The sequence below is a fragment of the Mesorhizobium sp. M0514 genome (assembly GCF_040321145.1).
Classification (GTDB): Bacteria; Pseudomonadota; Alphaproteobacteria; order Rhizobiales; family Rhizobiaceae; genus Mesorhizobium.
Genome location: NZ_JAMYQZ010000028.1, coordinates 1 through 16,058, shown reverse-complemented (window position 1 = coordinate 16,058; position 16,058 = coordinate 1). Strand labels below are relative to the sequence as shown.

The 16,058-nt window shown below is 60.2% G+C and carries 19 protein-coding genes, 1 tRNA gene and 1 pseudogene; 7 read left to right on the top strand and 14 right to left on the bottom strand.

What is annotated here, in order from left to right:
- Positions 1–16 precede the first annotated feature (16 nt).
- On the bottom strand, positions 17–286 hold the full coding sequence (locus NKI61_RS13955; protein WP_023715401.1) for a hypothetical protein: 270 nt from the start codon (positions 284–286) through the stop codon (positions 17–19).
- Positions 287–704: 418 nt separating this feature from the next.
- On the opposite strand from NKI61_RS13955, the gene NKI61_RS13950 reads away from it, so the two are divergent.
- Positions 705–908, top strand: coding sequence for a hypothetical protein (locus tag NKI61_RS13950; RefSeq protein ID WP_023697438.1), 204 nt, complete (start codon positions 705–707; stop codon positions 906–908).
- A 189-nt stretch (positions 909–1,097) separates the two neighbouring features.
- Here NKI61_RS13950 and NKI61_RS13945 read toward each other — a convergent pair whose 3' ends face one another.
- Entirely contained in the window at positions 1,098–1,289 is a 192-nt protein-coding gene (locus NKI61_RS13945) for a hypothetical protein (RefSeq protein ID WP_081732515.1), read from the bottom strand.
- 161 nt (positions 1,290–1,450) lie between these two features.
- Positions 1,451–2,065: a hypothetical protein gene (locus NKI61_RS13940; protein WP_023669379.1), complete on the bottom strand. Its 615-nt coding sequence runs from the start codon at positions 2,063–2,065 to the stop codon at positions 1,451–1,453.
- A gap of 296 nt (positions 2,066–2,361) precedes the next feature.
- On the opposite strand from NKI61_RS13940, the gene NKI61_RS13935 reads away from it, so the two are divergent.
- Positions 2,362–2,643, top strand: a complete 282-nt coding sequence (locus NKI61_RS13935) for a helix-turn-helix domain-containing protein (protein WP_023689492.1) — start codon at positions 2,362–2,364, stop codon at positions 2,641–2,643.
- Between the two features lie 77 nt (positions 2,644–2,720).
- On the opposite strand, the gene NKI61_RS13930 is transcribed toward NKI61_RS13935, so the two are convergent.
- Positions 2,721–3,173, bottom strand: a complete 453-nt coding sequence (locus NKI61_RS13930) for a cupin domain-containing protein (protein WP_352839809.1) — start codon at positions 3,171–3,173, stop codon at positions 2,721–2,723.
- Positions 3,174–3,417: 244 nt separating this feature from the next.
- Between NKI61_RS13930 and NKI61_RS13925 the strand changes: the two genes are divergently transcribed.
- Positions 3,418–3,876 carry a YbaK/EbsC family protein gene (locus tag NKI61_RS13925; RefSeq protein ID WP_023669382.1) on the top strand — a complete coding sequence of 153 codons (459 nt, stop codon included), beginning with the start codon at positions 3,418–3,420 and terminating at the stop codon, positions 3,874–3,876.
- A 164-nt stretch (positions 3,877–4,040) separates the two neighbouring features.
- On the top strand, positions 4,041–4,622 hold the full coding sequence (locus NKI61_RS32905) for a CatB-related O-acetyltransferase (RefSeq protein WP_502899897.1): 582 nt from the start codon (positions 4,041–4,043) through the stop codon (positions 4,620–4,622).
- A 30-nt stretch (positions 4,623–4,652) separates the two neighbouring features.
- Here the strand turns inward: NKI61_RS32905 and NKI61_RS13915 are convergent, their stop codons facing one another.
- From NKI61_RS13915 to NKI61_RS13890, 6 genes and pseudogenes are all read right to left on the bottom strand, one after another.
- Positions 4,653–5,456 (bottom strand): glycosyltransferase family 25 protein, encoded by an 804-nt coding sequence (locus NKI61_RS13915; protein ID WP_352839807.1) that lies wholly within the window; start codon positions 5,454–5,456, stop codon positions 4,653–4,655.
- A gap of 8 nt (positions 5,457–5,464) precedes the next feature.
- On the bottom strand, positions 5,465–6,058 hold the full coding sequence (locus tag NKI61_RS13910) for a CatB-related O-acetyltransferase (protein WP_352839805.1): 594 nt from the start codon (positions 6,056–6,058) through the stop codon (positions 5,465–5,467).
- Between the two features lie 228 nt (positions 6,059–6,286).
- Positions 6,287–6,363, bottom strand: a tRNA-Pro gene (locus NKI61_RS13905).
- A 147-nt stretch (positions 6,364–6,510) separates the two neighbouring features.
- A complete protein-coding gene (locus NKI61_RS13900; RefSeq protein WP_352839804.1) occupies positions 6,511–7,197 on the bottom strand; it encodes a hypothetical protein in 687 nt (228 codons plus the stop codon).
- Positions 7,198–7,202: 5 nt separating this feature from the next.
- A complete protein-coding gene (locus NKI61_RS13895; protein WP_352839802.1) occupies positions 7,203–7,934 on the bottom strand; it encodes a 3-deoxy-manno-octulosonate cytidylyltransferase in 732 nt (243 codons plus the stop codon).
- A gap of 191 nt (positions 7,935–8,125) precedes the next feature.
- Positions 8,126–8,308 (bottom strand): annotated as a pseudogene (locus NKI61_RS13890) (ISAs1 family transposase); the annotation flags it as partial.
- Positions 8,309–8,377: 69 nt separating this feature from the next.
- On the opposite strand from NKI61_RS13890, the gene NKI61_RS13885 reads away from it, so the two are divergent.
- Positions 8,378–9,343 carry a glycosyltransferase family 8 protein gene (locus NKI61_RS13885; RefSeq protein ID WP_352839800.1) on the top strand — a complete coding sequence of 322 codons (966 nt, stop codon included), beginning with the start codon at positions 8,378–8,380 and terminating at the stop codon, positions 9,341–9,343.
- 56 nt (positions 9,344–9,399) lie between these two features.
- Entirely contained in the window at positions 9,400–10,383 is a 984-nt protein-coding gene (locus tag NKI61_RS13880) for a glycosyltransferase family 8 protein (RefSeq protein WP_352839798.1), read from the top strand.
- Positions 10,384–10,450: 67 nt separating this feature from the next.
- Here NKI61_RS13880 and NKI61_RS13875 read toward each other — a convergent pair whose 3' ends face one another.
- The 4 genes from NKI61_RS13875 to NKI61_RS13860 all read right to left on the bottom strand — a co-directional run bounded on the left by NKI61_RS13875 (position 10,451) and on the right by NKI61_RS13860 (position 15,011).
- A complete protein-coding gene (locus NKI61_RS13875; protein ID WP_023715407.1) occupies positions 10,451–11,692 on the bottom strand; it encodes an O-antigen ligase family protein in 1,242 nt (413 codons plus the stop codon).
- The gene (locus NKI61_RS13870; RefSeq protein ID WP_352839797.1) at positions 11,689–13,224 is read right to left on the bottom strand and encodes an undecaprenyl-phosphate glucose phosphotransferase; all 1,536 of its coding nucleotides are present in this window, start codon (positions 13,222–13,224) and stop codon (positions 11,689–11,691) included. Before NKI61_RS13870 ends, NKI61_RS13875 begins: the two co-directional genes overlap by 4 nt.
- 85 nt (positions 13,225–13,309) lie before the next feature.
- Positions 13,310–14,440, bottom strand: coding sequence for a glycosyltransferase (locus NKI61_RS13865; protein ID WP_352839796.1), 1,131 nt, complete (start codon positions 14,438–14,440; stop codon positions 13,310–13,312).
- A 7-nt stretch (positions 14,441–14,447) separates the two neighbouring features.
- A complete protein-coding gene (locus NKI61_RS13860) occupies positions 14,448–15,011 on the bottom strand; it encodes a polysaccharide biosynthesis/export family protein (protein ID WP_023682330.1) in 564 nt (187 codons plus the stop codon).
- Positions 15,012–15,275: 264 nt separating this feature from the next.
- Here NKI61_RS13860 and NKI61_RS13855 point away from each other — a divergent pair.
- The coding region (locus NKI61_RS13855) for a GumC family protein (RefSeq protein WP_352839794.1) at positions 15,276–16,058 on the top strand (783 nt) is incomplete at its 3' end.

The window sequence follows — 16,058 nt, the reverse complement described above, 5'->3', positions numbered from 1 at the left end:
CCTGATCTGCGGCCGATTACTTGGCGAGCTTGATCTTGGCCTGCGGCGAAACCTGCGCGGTCTGGCTGCACTTGCCATAGACAGTGCCATTCTTGTCCGTGGCGTCGGTATAGGTGCCTTTGCACTCGATCGAGAGCACCAGGCAATGACCGGAGCCCTTGCAAACCGCGCCGCCGTCGCCCGTGGGATGCGTGCCGTTGGCGAAAGCCGAGGTCGGAACGGAAGCCGAACCGAAGGCCGAGACGACGAAAGCCGCGGCGAGCGTGATGCGCTTGAAGTTGGTCATTTGAGCATTTCCTTCTCTGGATCGAGGATCGCCACCATGGCGTCCTTCTGTGTTGGGATCGCCTTATCGGCGTCCATGCCGGGTTAGTGCGGCCTCCAAAGCAAAGGTTCATGCGTGGTTCGAATTTTCTCCGCATTTTTTTGCGACGTCGATTTTTAGCCTTCGCCAACTGACGGCGCCTGGCGGGGCCGGGCGGGCATCGATCATGCATTTCGCGTGAAGGGCGCTGACGTAGCAGCGCGGCATCCCATGCGAAGGTCACACCGTGGCGTGCCCAAATGGCCGGCCAAGACCGAGTCCGCGCCCGGCTCTTGTCAGGTGGCGGCAGCAGTCATTGCCGCCACTTGGCACCGCGCTTTCTGCCACTCCCGGCTGCGACTATAACGCCAGTCCAAAGGTACCGGCGGAGGAGACGGGCGTGGTCGCAAATTACATCGACGAGTTCATCATGTTCTGCGCTGGGCTGTGGATGACAGGCGTTGGTTTTGGGCTGCTCCAAAGTCCTTTTCAGGCCCAGCAAGGTCAGCAGCCATGGTGGCTGCAGGTCGCGAAGCATTTCAAATGGATGGGGCCGCTTTTGATTTTGATCGCAATAGTGCTCGCGTTCGCGGCGCCGTCCTAGCGGGTTCGACGGCATTGAGAGACCTGGGGTGTCCTGCAACTGGCAACCTGTGGTTGCTCGCGTTCTGGCGCATCGGCGCCATCGAATCCTGCCTTCAGCTTTTCCACGTGTCGCCTGGCAAAAACCAACGGGAAGGCGGCCTTGGCGAGGACTCCAGGGCCAGCCTTCCCGTTGGGCAAGTCGGCCGTGTCAGGCCTTCTTGGCCTCCACCTTGTGGTGGTGGTGGTGGTGATGGTGACGGCGGTGATGCTTGTTGTGATGATGATGATGGTGATGCTTCTTGTGCAGCGATGCTGCGTCGGCGCTGCTGGCGCCGATGAGCGGCAGAGAGACAGCCAGGGCAAAAGCCAGCCCGAGAGCCGACAGGAGGGACTTCTTCATGACTTCGTTTCCTTTTCTGCGCGGGCTGAATTTGACCGTCACCGAGCAAGATCGGTCCCGGTGAACCCCGCAGTCATGACTATCGCCTCCGAACTTTTCGACAGTTTTTCCGGACTGTAGAATTTTGTTTCTGGATTGTGTCTGGCGGCTTCGTCGGCAACTTACATCGGCGGAATGACGCCGTTGGTGCCGACAACGACCCGGCCCGCGGTCAGCTTGCCGTCGCTGCCGCGCTCGGCGTTGACGAACACCACAGCGCCAGGCTTGAGGTCGGCGGGCGTCGCCGGCGCGAAGGTCACCACCGGCGTCGTCTGCGGGATCGCGATCTGCTTTTTCTGGCCATTGTCGTAGGTCAGCGTCACCGTGCGACCTGCAATCTCGGTGACATCGGCGACCGTGCCGTTGGTCATCCGGCTGTTGGGCTCGAGATCCCACGGGCGGTCGCCTTCGCCGGCGCCCTTCAGCGCGGCCGGGAAGATCACCACCTCAAGCGCGCCGCTGCCGCCATCGGCCTTCGAAACAGAGGCAATGCCGAGGAAATCGCCTTGCTTGATATCCCCGGCATCCGCCTTGGCGACGCCGGAAATCTTCCACCCTTCAGCCAGCGCGATGGCGTCGGTAGCGCCTTCGCGGGTCTTCACCGTCAGCGTCGCTCCGGCAAAGGCGGTCACCGTGCCGCGAATGCGCACGGCCTCGGCGGCTTGCGCCGCGACCATGCTCGCGCCAGCGAGGCCTGAAATCGTGGCGAGCACGATGGCTGATGTCTTGAATGTCATGGATCTGATCCTCTTGGGAAAAGCTGGCCCGATGCGGCTGCCAGCAACATCAGGCTAACGCGCGAGCGGCGCAAAACCGCTGAACACTTCGGCCTGCGGCCCTTCAAAAGAACTTGATTGGGAGATCGGGGCGGAGATCCTATATGTGCCCTGGCGCCTGCGGTTTTGACGCCGGTTCACGATGCTGTGACGGTCGGTTTGGGCCTTGGCAAATCGCCGTCAAGCGGGCATTGTCCCGGCTCTCAGGCAACACCCTATCATTTGATCCAAAACTCTTTAGCCCCATGGAGTTGCCAATGCCCCAAACTGCAAAACACGAACCCTTCTCCAGGCTGGCGGCCGACGTTGCGCTCGAGCACCCCGGCCTCAAAGCCATCCGGGAGACAAAGGGATACAGTATTGAAGAGCTTTCCCTGACCTGCGGTCTGTCGACCAGCGAGATTGCCGACATAGAGAGCGGCAAGGACACCGATCCGACGAAACTTCGCCGGATCGCCGCAGCATTGCAATTGCCGGAAACGGCCCTGATCGATGCCCCGGCGCCCACGGCGCCTGTGGAAAACCGGTCCGTTTCATAAACAACGGCCAAGCGTCGTTCAACAAGCCCGCCACGGTTTGCCCTGGCGGGCTCGTTGCATTCGCCCAATGGCGAATGTCATTTCTTGCTCGGATCGTCCGCCGGGTTGACGTAGGTGATCGCGAACGGCCCCTCGCCATGAACCTGGACGATCGTAGCGCTTGTCGTCCAGGCGTAATGGTTCATTCCCTGTGGGGCTACGCCGAAGCCGCCGGCGGTCAGTTCGATGCCCTTGGTCTCGTCGAGCTTGTCGCCCATGCCGATATGAAAATTGCCGGAAATCACCGTCACATATTCCGAGGTGGGATGGTTGTGCGCGGCAATCCTGTAGCCGGCCGGCAGCTTCAACCGCAGCACGTAGATGCCATCCTTCGAGGGGTCCCCGGCGATGACAGTCATGTCCGCGCCGGCGGGCAGGACAGCAGGAGCAGGCCCCCATTTGATGGCGTCCGCGTTCATCGGCATGTCGTCGGCAAGCAGCGGCGCCGGCCCGATAAGCAGCAGCGCCAGAGCCGAGGCGAGCTTGAGCATGATGATCTCTCCAGTTGGTCGTGGGAGCACAGCATCAGCGCCGGCCCTGATCCATTGCGACCTACCAATGCAGCAGCCCGAACACATCTCCCGCACGGGGGATGCGCCTTGCGTTGCCGACATGCGGCGCGACCCGCCTGGCTTGGCATCGCTGCGGCCGTCGAGGGGCGGGGAGGTTGCCGCCGACCGAGCGTGAAGCTATCCAGTGTGAACGCTAACCGTTTTCGAATGGGACAATGCCGAGATGAGCCTTGAATCCGTGCGCGCCTTCCTGGCTGCCCATGCGCCCGATGTCGAAGTGCTCGTCACCGAAGCGAGTTCGGCGACGGTGGCGCTGGCGGCTGAGGCGCATGGCGTGGAGCCGGCGCAGATCGCCAAGACCATCTGCCTCCGCGTCGGCGGTGAGACCATGCTGATCGTGGCCGGCGGCATGTCGAGGCTCGACAACCGCAAATTCAAGGACCGTTTCGGCGGCAAGCCGCGCATGCTTGACGCCGACGAGGTTGTCGCGATTACCAGCCATCCCGTCGGCGGCGTCTGCCCATTCGGCCTGCCGGCGCCGCTGCCGGTCTATTGCGACGTCTCGCTGCGCGCCTTCGATGAAGTCGTGCCCGCGGCCGGCGCCACCAACGCCGCTGTAAGGCTCAGCCCGCAGCGCATGGCACAGATTGTCGGCGCCGAATGGGTTGATGTTTGTCAGTAGGGACGCTTCGGATGATTTTGGGGAAGGAGGACTGGTTTGTGCTTTGAGACGGTCGCAGTGGCCGGGTTCGAACCGACGGCTGAGCCAGCAGGCTGCAAAGTCCGCTCGCTTTCATTTGTCGCGAAACCCTGTAGTTCTTTGGCATCAGTGCATAGGTGGTCGCCGTGAGTATTGCCAAATGGCTAGGGGTGAAAAGCCCGTTTCGGTCCAAGCTGCCACCAAGCGTGACAATCGGACGCCACAGCTATGGCGTGAGCCGCAAGAAGGTATTTGGAACCGCGGGGCACGCTCCGCTGACCATCGGGGCGTTTTGTTCGGTCGCCGGCAACGTCAGCCTTATATGTTCGGGAGGAAGTCACTCCCCTGGGGCCGCAACGACATTCCCGATCTACAGCCGCATGATGGACGCGGCCGATCCAAGTGAAAATGGTGGCAAACCCGGTGGCATTGCCATCGCCAACGATGTCTGGATTGGCCGCTCTGCGATGATCATGCCAGGCGTACACATTGCGGACGGCGCTATCGTTGCTGCTGGCGCGGTTGTAACCAAGGATGTACCGCCATACGCGATCGTTGGCGGCAGCCCGGCCAAACTTATCCGCTATCGGTTTTCGGAGGACGTCATTGCGAAATTGCTGGCGATCCGGTGGTGGGATTGGAGCGACGAAAAGATCAAGCAGGAAGCCCCTTTGCTGACCGGCCCCATCGAGCCATTCATTGAGCGGCACGCCGGCGTGACGTTGTAAGAAACGCATCTTGTTTGCGGGAAGCCCACATCAAAGCCCAGATACGCGGCTCGGATGATCCTTCGCCATTTGATCCATGGACCGCAAAGGCGGGGGCACGTCGTTCGTCAAGTCCCAACGCAAATCCACCTTCTGGGTTCGCCAGAAGGTTCCATTTCGGCAGTGGGCCAACAGTCGCGAGAATTCTCCGTGAACCTTTGTTGCCATGCTTTTGGGATGATGCGGTGCCAGTTGGATCTGTGTCGAGTTGGCTGTTCTTCCTGGAAGCCGTTGGCTCTGAACACAAAGGGCGGGCGCTAGCTGATATGTCTTGTTGGACGCGAAGGTCAATGAATTCGGACTGAACAATGTGAGATCGATCGGCTCCTTCAGGTGTCTTATACGGCCGAGCAGCTTTTGAGCTGCAGCCTTCGAAATGACATAGCCGGCCGTTCCGAGATGTTCGCCCACCAGCCGGCCAACCGCGTAGCCGTTCCCGATGGAGCCAATGCGCCCCAGCCTGACCTGGCCGAACATCGTCTCAAGCTTGACGATATCGGCGTCGCGCGGCACCCAGCCGTCGTTGGACAAAATGGATCCGGCATCGCTTTTGAAAGCGGCGTCGTCCTCAAAGACGGCGCCATATTGATCCGCGCCGTCGGCAATGATCTGCCAGCATTTCCGATGGCTGAGAAAACAAGCTATCTCCGGTCTGGTAAGGCGGCTTGAAACGGGAAAACTCAAAGGATCGTTGCGGGCATCGACCGCTGCAATGCGCTCAAAAGGAACGCCGATCCCTGCGAACTCGGCCGCCATTGTAGCCAGCCGGTCTGCCGACCGATCAAGATTGATCACCAAGCATCTCATGGCTTCGCGTTCCCTCCAAAACGCCTCACGAATTCGTCGGCAGGCAAGTCGAAGGCTGCCTTCTCCTGCTCGATCACCTCGAGTGGCCAATCCCACCAACGGATATTTCGCATCGCCGCGATGGTCTCGTCCGAAAACCGATACCGGATAAGTTTCGCCGGATTGCCTCCGACGATGGCATAAGGCGGCACGTCATTGGTCACCACACTGCCAGCGGCAACTATGGCGCCATCACCTATCGTAACACCAGAAAGAATAATAGCCCTCGTTCCTACCCAGACGTCATTGCCGAGGACGATTGGCCCCTTTGTCCGCAGGTACTCATACATCGTCTTTGTTTTAACGATCCGATCTTGGATTCCGAAGGTCGAGGCTGTTTCTGTCGGATGGTTAGCTTGGCAGACGAACAGGACCTCAGGCGCAATTGAGCAAAAGGTGCCGATTTCAACCGGCGACTGATCAGTGCAATGGAGAAAAGAACTGGGCCGCAAGTTGCTGTGCGAATGCAGACCGACCCTTACGCATCCAGGCAATGTGTTCCGCGCTTTCAGAATGCCAAGCTTACGCAACCGTTCAGTCATTTTCGACATCTGCGTTCCCCCGTGCCTACACCTTCTTCAAAGCTGCATTTGCACTCTAATTCCACACCTAATTCCGCATCCCAAGAGAGTTACCCATGGCTCGCATCACTTGGGCGCTTGCGCATGTCCGGATCGGGCTCACTCCGGAAATTTTCGGGACCCCGCGCTCTGATCATTGGCGATCAAGTCCACGGAACAGGAAGCAACATGCCAAAGCATTGAGTTGTGGGGAAAACTTGGTCGGAGTGGCCGGATTCGAACCGACGACCCCTTGACCCCCAGTCAAGTGCGCTACCGGGCTGCGCTACACTCCGGACCGCGCAAAGCCCTATATTCTCAAGGGTCGGCGCGCAAGGGATAAATTGGCGCATAAGAACAGAAGCCGATCATTGCCGGTGAATTCCGGTGGGGGCCGCCGCCAGGGCAAGTTTCTGCGCGGCGTCCGCTGCAGGTTCTGGGAACTATTGCCACAAAGGGATGCCGCATTCGCCAGCTAAAGCGGGCTGGGCCGCAAAGACCTTGCCGGTTCGCTTCGACAACGCATTCAAAATACGTCGATCGTCGTCGATATGCAGACGCTTGGTTATATGCGCGTTGTCGTAGGCATGTCCGTCCTTAGAGAATGAAACCCCGGCCATCACCACGCGGCGCGCGCCTAAGTACAACGACAAGCCAGCGCCAAGGATGCCGTTGGAGATGTTGAGCTTGCCAACTTCGAGCGCTGAAGTCGCGCACGCGGTTTTGAACATTACGCGCTGTCTTTGCCATTCGGTCAGGAGAGTCAGTGCCTGCCATCCATAGCCCATCTCGCGCAGAATGGCTTCGAAAGCCGAGCGATCCTCTTTCCAATCTACGACGATAGCGGTTTTTGTCGAGCGGTCGGCCAGAACTTCACGAGCTTTGATATCCTCAGGCCGGTCATCTCCGATTTGAGGGCGAAATATAGTGAAGTCAGGGACCCCGAAGCCCCAGCTTTCGGCCAACACTTGAGAGGCATTGACGGTCATCAGCGTGAAGCCGTCTAACGCTCCGCTAGGCGGGCGAGATCCCGGTGCCGAGCCGACCACCAGGGCGTCTCCTGTAATCGCCGGCAAGCCTAATTCAAGCGAAGCGCTGAACGTCTTTATGATCCGCCGCAGGCTGGCCATAGTGTCTACCTTTCGCCCTGTCGCAGAATATCTTCGACTGTCGCTACATCAGCAGGGGTATCCACTGCGACAGAGTCTGAGGACACCGGCACCATGCGGACATCGAAGCCCAATTCGAGGAAGCGCAAAATCTCTATGTCCTCGATCTGCTCCAAACCTGTTTTTCCCTTGGCGCCGCGGAATGCCCTCAACGCTTCGGGCGTAAATGCATAGATGCATATCTGGCGCCAAGCCTTCTTGAACTGAAACGCCTTGCTGGTCGGGATGGCAGCCCTCGACATGTAGAGCAGACGTCCATCTGGGCGCATCACTACCTTTGGGATTGAAGGGCTGCGGAATCTCTCCTCAGTATCTATGGGGCAAACGCCATTCAGAACTTCGCCCGGATTAGCCTCTGCGGCATCCAGAATCAGTTGAATGTCGCGAGGGTTGAAGAGCGGCTCGTCCCCTTGGACGTTGATATAAAGGTCTGCTGCGACACTGTCGGCGACCTCGGCAACGCGGTCGGTGCCCGTCGGGCAATCCGGAGAAGTCATCAGCGTGCGGATGCCGACGCCCACGCAATGTTGGTAAATGCGCTCGTCATCGGTCGCCACATAGATATGTTCGGCAGGAAAGCCCAAAGCGCATCGCCGATAAGTTCGCTCGATCATGGGGACGCCAGCTAATTCTATCATCGGTTTGCCTGGCAATCGGCCGGATTGATAGCGAGCCGGAATGACGATCACGGCGTTCATTGATTCCCCCCAGTTATGTCGCTCTTCGTAGTTCGGGAACGACACAAGCAAACTAAATTTGTCTTACAGCGCAACCGTCGTCGCCGGTCGAATGCAAAAACATTGACGTAAGCATAGAAAATCTTCTCGGCTTCTGCCACCATACTACTATTGAAGGAATAGCGGTTCTCGGCCGTCGTGTTTACCCCTTGACCGTCGTCCTTCAAGACGTGCAAGGAGCGGTGGAACGCGGTGATCTCATTGCTCTTGTCGGCCACCGCCTCTTGGCGCCAAGCACGAGGCGGGCGGTGGTGAGCCCGACCAAGTGCAGTGGAGCCTTGCCGGCTTTGATCGTGGCTGCGCCGTGAAGTCTTGCCGTCGATTGCAACGAAGTCCGGCTATTGGCTTGTCGTTGCAACGGCAAAGCGATATGGCTCGCGGCACATCGACAAGTAGGATTGGCCGTGCCGAATTCCTGTTTTTTTCTTGCGGCTGACGGCGGCTACTTTCCCTATGCATGTCTGGCCGCGCGCAGAATACTGGACGTCTCCGCGACGACCCCCGGCTTCATTCTTCACGTTGGCGCAAGTGAGGACGATGTGCAGGTCGCCCGGCGCCTGCTCAAAGACCAGATTGCACTGGTCGACGTTTCGTCGTTCATGGCGAAGGTCAGGTCCGGCTTCCGTGACAGCGGTATCGCTGCATTCATTCGGCTTTTCGCCGATCAGATGCCTGCGTTCGAGGGATATGACCGGATCGCTTACACGGACTGCGACGTGCTTTTCAACCGGGACATCGGGGATCTGACTAATCAACAACTTCACGCCCCGCTGTTGGCAGCCCACGACGACTACATGTACTTCCTGCCGACCTACCGACAGAAGCTCGCTATGCAGCCGGGGGCGCCGTACTTCAATTCAGGCGTGCTGCTGTTTGATATGAGTGCTGTGCGCGAACAAGGGTTGTTGGAGCGCACCCGCCATGTCGCCATGGAGAAGAAGCTCAACGACCAAAATGCGCTCAACATCGCCTTCGAGGGCAAGTGGCAGACGATGCATCCCAATTGGAATTTGATGTCCAACTACACCAAGGAGTACAGATTCTCCCAGGCATACGCCCGACATTTTTCCGGCAGCAAGCCATGGGGAGGGCAGGTTGGCGTGGAACTCGACGCCCTCGCAGTGTATCGCGATCTTGCCAAGGACACGCCATGGCTTTCGCGTTTCCGGCAACGCATTCCGTTCGAACGGGGCGTGCTGAAGAGGCTTGGACGCAGTATCGATGCCGCGCGAGGGCTGTTGTTGAACGACGCGCGCAAAAAGCGGCGGGCTCACTATGATGGCCGCAAGACACACAAGATGTACGCCGAGCAGGCTGATGCCGGTGCCATGGCCGTGCATTTTCCAGAAGTGCTGGGTGGTTTCGCCTGAGAGTTACAGTGGGCCTGGACGAAACAAGGAGCAGTTGAAGGGTGAGCTTTTATAGCATGTCACAGAAATCGTGTTTCTTTTTCGCTGCTGACCAAAATTTCTTCCCTTACGCCTGTCTGGCCGCGCGCCGCGTACTGGATGTTTCTGGCCCCGTCGACGGCTTTATTCTGCACACCGGTATTGTTCCCGCCGAAGATCGCTCGCTCGGCGAGCGTGTGCTCGGTGGAAGGATCGGAATCATCGACGTAACGAAATTCATGGACGCGACGAACTTCAACCGTGGGCCACATCCTACTCTTGCAGCCTATATCAGGCTGTTTGCCGATCAATTGCCTGAATTCGAACCATATGACCGCATCGCCTATTCAGACGCCGACGTGCTTTTCAACCGATCGATAGAAGACCTCTGCAACGTCCCGCTCAACGCTCCGCTGCTGGCCGCACACGACGAGCAAACCTATTTCGACGCGAAGTTCAGGAATCATCTGCCGGTGCAGCCTGGGGCGCCGAAATTCAATTCGGGTGTGCTGGTGTTCAACATGCCGCTCGTCAGGCGTGAGGGACTGCTGGAGCGTACGCGGGAGTTGGCGTCCGAGCATGTCTACGGAATGGACCAAGGCCCATTAAACGTGGCCTTCGAGGGACGGTGGCAGACGATGCACCCGTTCTGGAACGTGATGACCAACTACACCAGCCAGATCCCTTTCAGCCGCTGCTACGCCCGCCACTTCGCCTGGGGCAAGCCCTGGGACCGTCCGCCGATCGGTGTCGAGGTCGACGCCATGGCGATCTATCGCGATCTGGCGAAAGGCACTCCCTGGGCCGGCCGTTTCAGCAGCAGCTGGCCGATCAAGAGAGGCATACTGAAAAACCTCGGCCGCAAGTTCGACGCCATCAGCGGGATTTTGCTCAACGACGAGAAGCGCAAGCGACGGGCGCGGTTCGACGCCGAAAAGGTCAGCGCCATCTTTGCCGATCACGCCGACAAATCGATGCTGGCAGTGCGGTATCCCGAGCGGGTGACCGGTATCGCGAGATAGACAAAATCGTCGGTCGCAATTCGTTCTGAAGGCGAAGTCATCCGAACTCGGCGGCTTTCCCATCGGTTTAGCTTGCCGCCACCGCCCGCAACCCGCGCTGATGCCTGTATTCCAGCGCGATCGCGCCCCAGATCAGGCCGAGCAGCAGGTAGACATGGCGCCAGTGGTCGATATCGATGAATGTGCCGAGCCCGATATTGCCGATGAAAGCGACGTAGGCGCAGAGCAGATAGGGCTGCCACGGCCGGTCGCGCAAAAGGATGCGGAAGCCGGCCGCGATCGTCCACAGCGTCAGCGACAGAAACGAGACGAAGCCGAGCCAGCCATAATCCATCAGCGTCTTCAGCCAGATGTCGTGCGTGTCTTCGCCGAAAATGGTGCCGAACACCAGCGGGCCGATGCCGAGCGGATGTTCGAGCGCCATCTCGAAGCCGATCGTGTAGCGGGCAAAGCGGCCAAGGCGCGCCGTGTCGTAGCTCTGTTCGAGCTGGGCGCGGCTGGAAAACATCTCGCCGACGCCGGGCAGCTGCAGGATGACGATCATGGCGACCACCAGCAGGGTGACGGCGGCTATGCTCATGATGATGACGCGCAGCCGGAACTTGCCGCTGTTGCTTTGCAGGAACAGGGCGCCGGTGAGCAGGATGGCCGAGACGGCGAACATGCCCCAGGCGCCGCGCGAGAAGGAGAAGAAAATGCCGGCGGTGATGATCAGCAGCGGCACCGCCAGAAGCGGCATGCGCGCGATCGAGCCGGTCAACAGGAGATAGAGCAGATAGATGCCGGGCAGCACCAGGAATGGTCCGAACACGTTCGGATCCTGGAAGGCGCCCTGGGCGCGGTCGTATCTGGTGAAGATTTCAGCGCCCGGGAAAGCGTGGAAATAGCCGGCAATGCCGAGCAGCGAGGTCACCACCGCGGAGACGACATAGGCGATGAAGATCAGCCGGTAGAGGCCGGGCTGCACCGCCGTCACAGACGAGAAGAACACCGCGGTGAACGCGAGAAAAAGCGAGACGGCGAGATAGAGCGGTGTGTTGGCGAGATCGGCCATCTGCGTCATGGCAATCATGCCGCCGATGTTCATCGTGATCAGCAGCACGAGCAGCGGCACGGCGGCGCGCGATATGCGCAGGCCAAACAGCACCCACACCCCGATCAGCCCGAGCATGCAAAGATCGTAGGGCGCCGGTTCGTCGATGACGAAGCCTGACAGGAAGACGCCGAAAAACACCGCGCCCGAGGATATCAGCGCGATCAGCTTGGCATTGACCGCAGCCTGCGGCACATCATGGGAAATCGCGCTCAATAGGCGTTTTCCGTGTTGAGCAGCCGCAGCGGCGTCATGACCAGGATGCGCAGATCGAACAGCATCGACCAGTTCTCGATGTAATAGAGGTCATATTCCGTGCGCATGCGGATCTTCTCATTGGTGTCCATCTCGCCGCGCCAGCCATTGATCTGCGCCCAGCCGGTAACGCCGGGCTTGACCTTGTGGCGGGCGAAATAGCCGTCGACCACCTCATTGTAGAGAAGGTTGTGCGACTGCGCGGCAATCGCATGCGGGCGCGGGCCAACCAGTGACAGCGTGCCGAACAGCGAGTTGAAGAACTGCGGCAGCTCGTCGATCGAGCTCTTGCGGATGAAGCGGCCGACGCGGGTGACGCGCGGATCGTTCTTGGTCACCGTCTGCTTGGCGGTCGGGTCCGAGCGGTCGGTGTACATGGAGCGGAATTTGTAGACTTCGACGATCTCGTTGTTGAAGCCGTGCCGCTTCTGCTTGAATAGCACCGGCCCCTTGCTGTCGAGCTTGATGGCGATGGCAGTCGCCAGCATCACCGGTGAGAACAGGATGATGCCGATCAGCGAGAAGACGATGTCGAAGGCGCGCTTGGCGACCGAATCCCAGTCGTTGATCGGCCTGTCGAAGATATCGAGCATCGGCACCGAGCCGATGTAGGAATAGGCGCGCGGGCGAAACTGCAAAGCGTTCGAATGCGCCGAGAGCCGGATGTCGACCGGCAGCACCCACAGCTTCTTCAGCAGTTGCAGCACGCGCGTTTCGGCAGTCAGCGGCAGCGACACGATCAGCATGTCGATGCGCGCGATGCGGGCGAATTCCATCAGCTCCGAAATGGTGCCGAGCTTGGGATAGCCGGCCACGATCGGCGGCGAGCGCTTGTCGCCGCGGTCATCGAAGATGCCGCAGATACGGATGTCGTTGTCTGGCTGCTTCTCGACCGAGCGGATCAGCATCTCGGCCGCCTTGCCGCCGCCGACGATGACGGCGCGGCGTTCCATGCGGCCGTTGCGCGCCCAGCGCCGGATCAGCTTCGACATCACCAGCCTGAGGCCGAACAGCAGAAGCAGGCCGACGACAAACCAGGTGCCGAACAGCAGACGCGAATAATCCTCCGACATTTTCATGATGAAGGCCGTCAGCGCCATCAGCGCGAAGGTGCCGGCCCAGACCATCAGCACGCGGCCGAGATTGGAGATCGGTCGCATCAAGGCGGAGATCTGGTAGCAATCGCTGACGTCGAGCAGCACCACGGCCACGAATGACGCCGCGGCAATGGTCAGCGGATATTGCCAGGCGAGATAGTTGAAGAAGCCGACAAAGTGGAAGTAGAGCGCGAGCCCCGACAGGAACAGCAAGCCGAATTCGCCTATGCGCAATACGCCGCTGACCATGACCGGCGACATCGTATCGCGCCGGTATTGCGAGGCGACCTGGCGGGCAACACTGTTCATGCCGCCGGGCGTGGGGCTCTCGGCAGGACTGTCGAATTTGCGCACCGCATCGGCCGAAAAGCGGCGCGTGGGGTCGGTCTCGTTCATCGGGTTTCCCACAAGCTTCCGCGATGACGATAGCAGAAAGAGAGCTAAAAAAACCTTGAGACAACTTGTGGTTTTGGAGGGTCGTCTATCTGTTAAGCGCGGCGAAATAGGCCTTTTCGATTTCGGCGGCCATCACATCGGCGCCGAATCGCGCCTTGAGGCTGGCCGTATCGGGCATGACGCGCCGGTAGGCGTCGAGATCGCGCAGCGCTTCACCCACCTTGTCGCCGAGTTGGCGCGGATCGGGACGGATCAGGGCAGGGGATCCCTCACCGAAGATTTCGGGAATGCCGCCGACGGCCGTGGCGATCATCGGCCTGCCGGCCGCTAGCGTCTCCAGAACGATATAGGGCATGGCTTCCGCGCGGGAGGGGACGACGACCAGATCGGCCAGCGAAAATGCCTCCCTGGCTGGCATAGGCGGCAAGAAGCGGACCTGTTTTTCGAGGCCCAGCCGTTTCACCTGCGCATGGTAGCGCGGCAGGTCGTCGCCATCGCCGACCATGACCGCGGTCAAGCGGCGCTCAAGCTGGGACCCGGCCAGCACCAGCGCCTCGATGAAAATGTCAGGCCCTTTGAGGTCGCGCATCATGCCGATGTAGAGCAGGTCGGCTGCGTCGGGCTGTGCGACCACCGGTTCGAACTCGGCGGCGCGCAGGCCGTTATAGACCAGCGTGTTCGGGATAGGCGGTTCGCCGACCTTCTTGCGATAGGTGCGCCGCTCATAGTCGGAGACGAACAGCAGGCAGTCGGTGAAGCGCGCCATGAAGCGCTCGAGCGCGAAGAACAGCTTCCCGGTCGTCGTCGTTTCATCATAGTGGAGGGAGCCGCCATGCGGCGAATAGAGGCGGGCTACGCGAGACCTAGATACCCGCAACAATGAGCCGAACAGACGGGCATAGGCGCCACCTTTGGCGCCATGTCCGTGCAACACGTCCGGCTGCAATTCCTTGATGATCCTGTAAGTGCGCCAGGCCGAGGCGAAGTCGCCCGGCCCGACATGGCGCTGCATCGGCGTGCGATGGATGCCGAGCGCCAGGCTGTCCTTCATCTGGTCGAACAGGCGTTCCTCGTATTCGCCGCCGGTGGTCGAATCGCAGACGATGCCGACAACATGTCCGGCGGCGAGCTGGGCCTCGGTCAGGTCGCGCACATGCCGGAAGATTCCGCCGACGGGTGAGCGAAAGCAGTGGACGATCCTGAGCTGGTCCGCCACGTTGATGTCAGAACAGGCGTTCGCGAACGTAGACCGTGTCGCCCGGCAGCAGCGGATCGGAGGTAACCACCCGGCCCGTCATCACCTTGCCGTTGATGTCGCGGGTGATGTCGACGCTTTCCTGGTTGGCGCGCGGCGAGAAACCGCCAGCAATCGCGATGGCCTTCTGCACGGTGAGGCCCGGCACGTAGGAATACTGGCCGGCGGCGCCCACTTCGCCCATGACGAAGATCGGCCGGTAGCGATCGATCTCGACCGACACGTCGGGGTCGCGCAGATAGCCTTGGCGCAGTTTGTCGGCGAGCGCTTTTTCCAGCTGTTGGGCCGTGTGGCCGCGCGCCGGCACCGCGCCGACCAGCGGGAAGGACATGTAGCCGGACTGGTCGACACTGTAGGTGTTGGTCAGACCGTCCTGTTCGAACACCGTGACGCGGACACGGTCGCCGGCGCCGAGCCGATACGGCTGGTCGAGTACCTCGTGGAAGGCCGCCGGCGTCGGCCGGTAGCTGGAGCAGCCGGCGAGGATCGACACGGCCAGCAGAGCGCGAAACAGACCAGCAGCGCTTTTCATGATCGGACACACACCTTCGTCGCTATGGCCGCCAGGACACGGCGGCAAACCTTAAGGATCTGGGTTCGTTATCATCCTGTTAGGGTTAATGGCCGGTAAAGGGACGCGGCCGATTTGGCGGCAATCGACAAAAAGCCGTATAGTTTTGCTGGCTTTGTTTACCGGATGTCAGCAAACCCTAACAGCTGCTTACCGCGATCTTAACGGCTGAGTTACCATAGTTGTTTACGCTACCATCTAGCCTCATGTCCGGAGCAGGAATGCATGTCCGACCAGTCCGCGGCCGCAGATGTCGATGTCGACCTGAGACAGCTCTTCGCCAGCCTGGCGCGGAACTGGCTGCGCATTCTTGTGATCACGCTTCTCGTCACTGGTCTCGCCTTCGCGTTCGCGTGGCTTGCCACGCCGCATTATAAGGCCACGACGCAGCTGAAAATCCAGTTGAGCGAATCGGCCTATACGCGGCCTGCCGGCACCAATGAAGACGACAAACCTGTGCTCGATGCGGAAGGTGTAGCAACCGAGGTTCAGGTCATTTCCTCGTCCGACATTCTCAAGCAGGTGGCTGCCGACCTTAAGCTGGGCGACAAGCCCGAGTTCAACGATGCGCTCGGCATGTCGCCGGTCACCCGGCTCCTGGTCGTTGCCGGGCTGAAGAGCGATCCGGAAGAAATTCCGCTCGAAGAGCGCGTGCTGACGAAGATGCGCGACAAGCTCAATGTTTATGGCGTGGAAAAGACCCGCGTCATCGCCGTCGAATTTTCCTCTGAAGATCCCCAGCTTGCCGCCGACATTCCGAACGCCATTGCCAAGGCCTACCTGGCCTACCAGGCGGATGCCAAGACCAAGTCGAACGCCGCCGCGACCGCCTTCCTCGGGCCGGAAATCGACGATCTGCAGAAGCAGGTCAGGGATGCAGAGGCCAAGGTCGCGGCCTTCCGCTCCGCCCAGTCGGACCTGTTGATGGCTGGCAACAATTCGGTGCTGGCGACGCAGCAATTGTCCGAGCTATCGACCGAACTGTCGCGTGTGCGCGCCAGCCGCGCC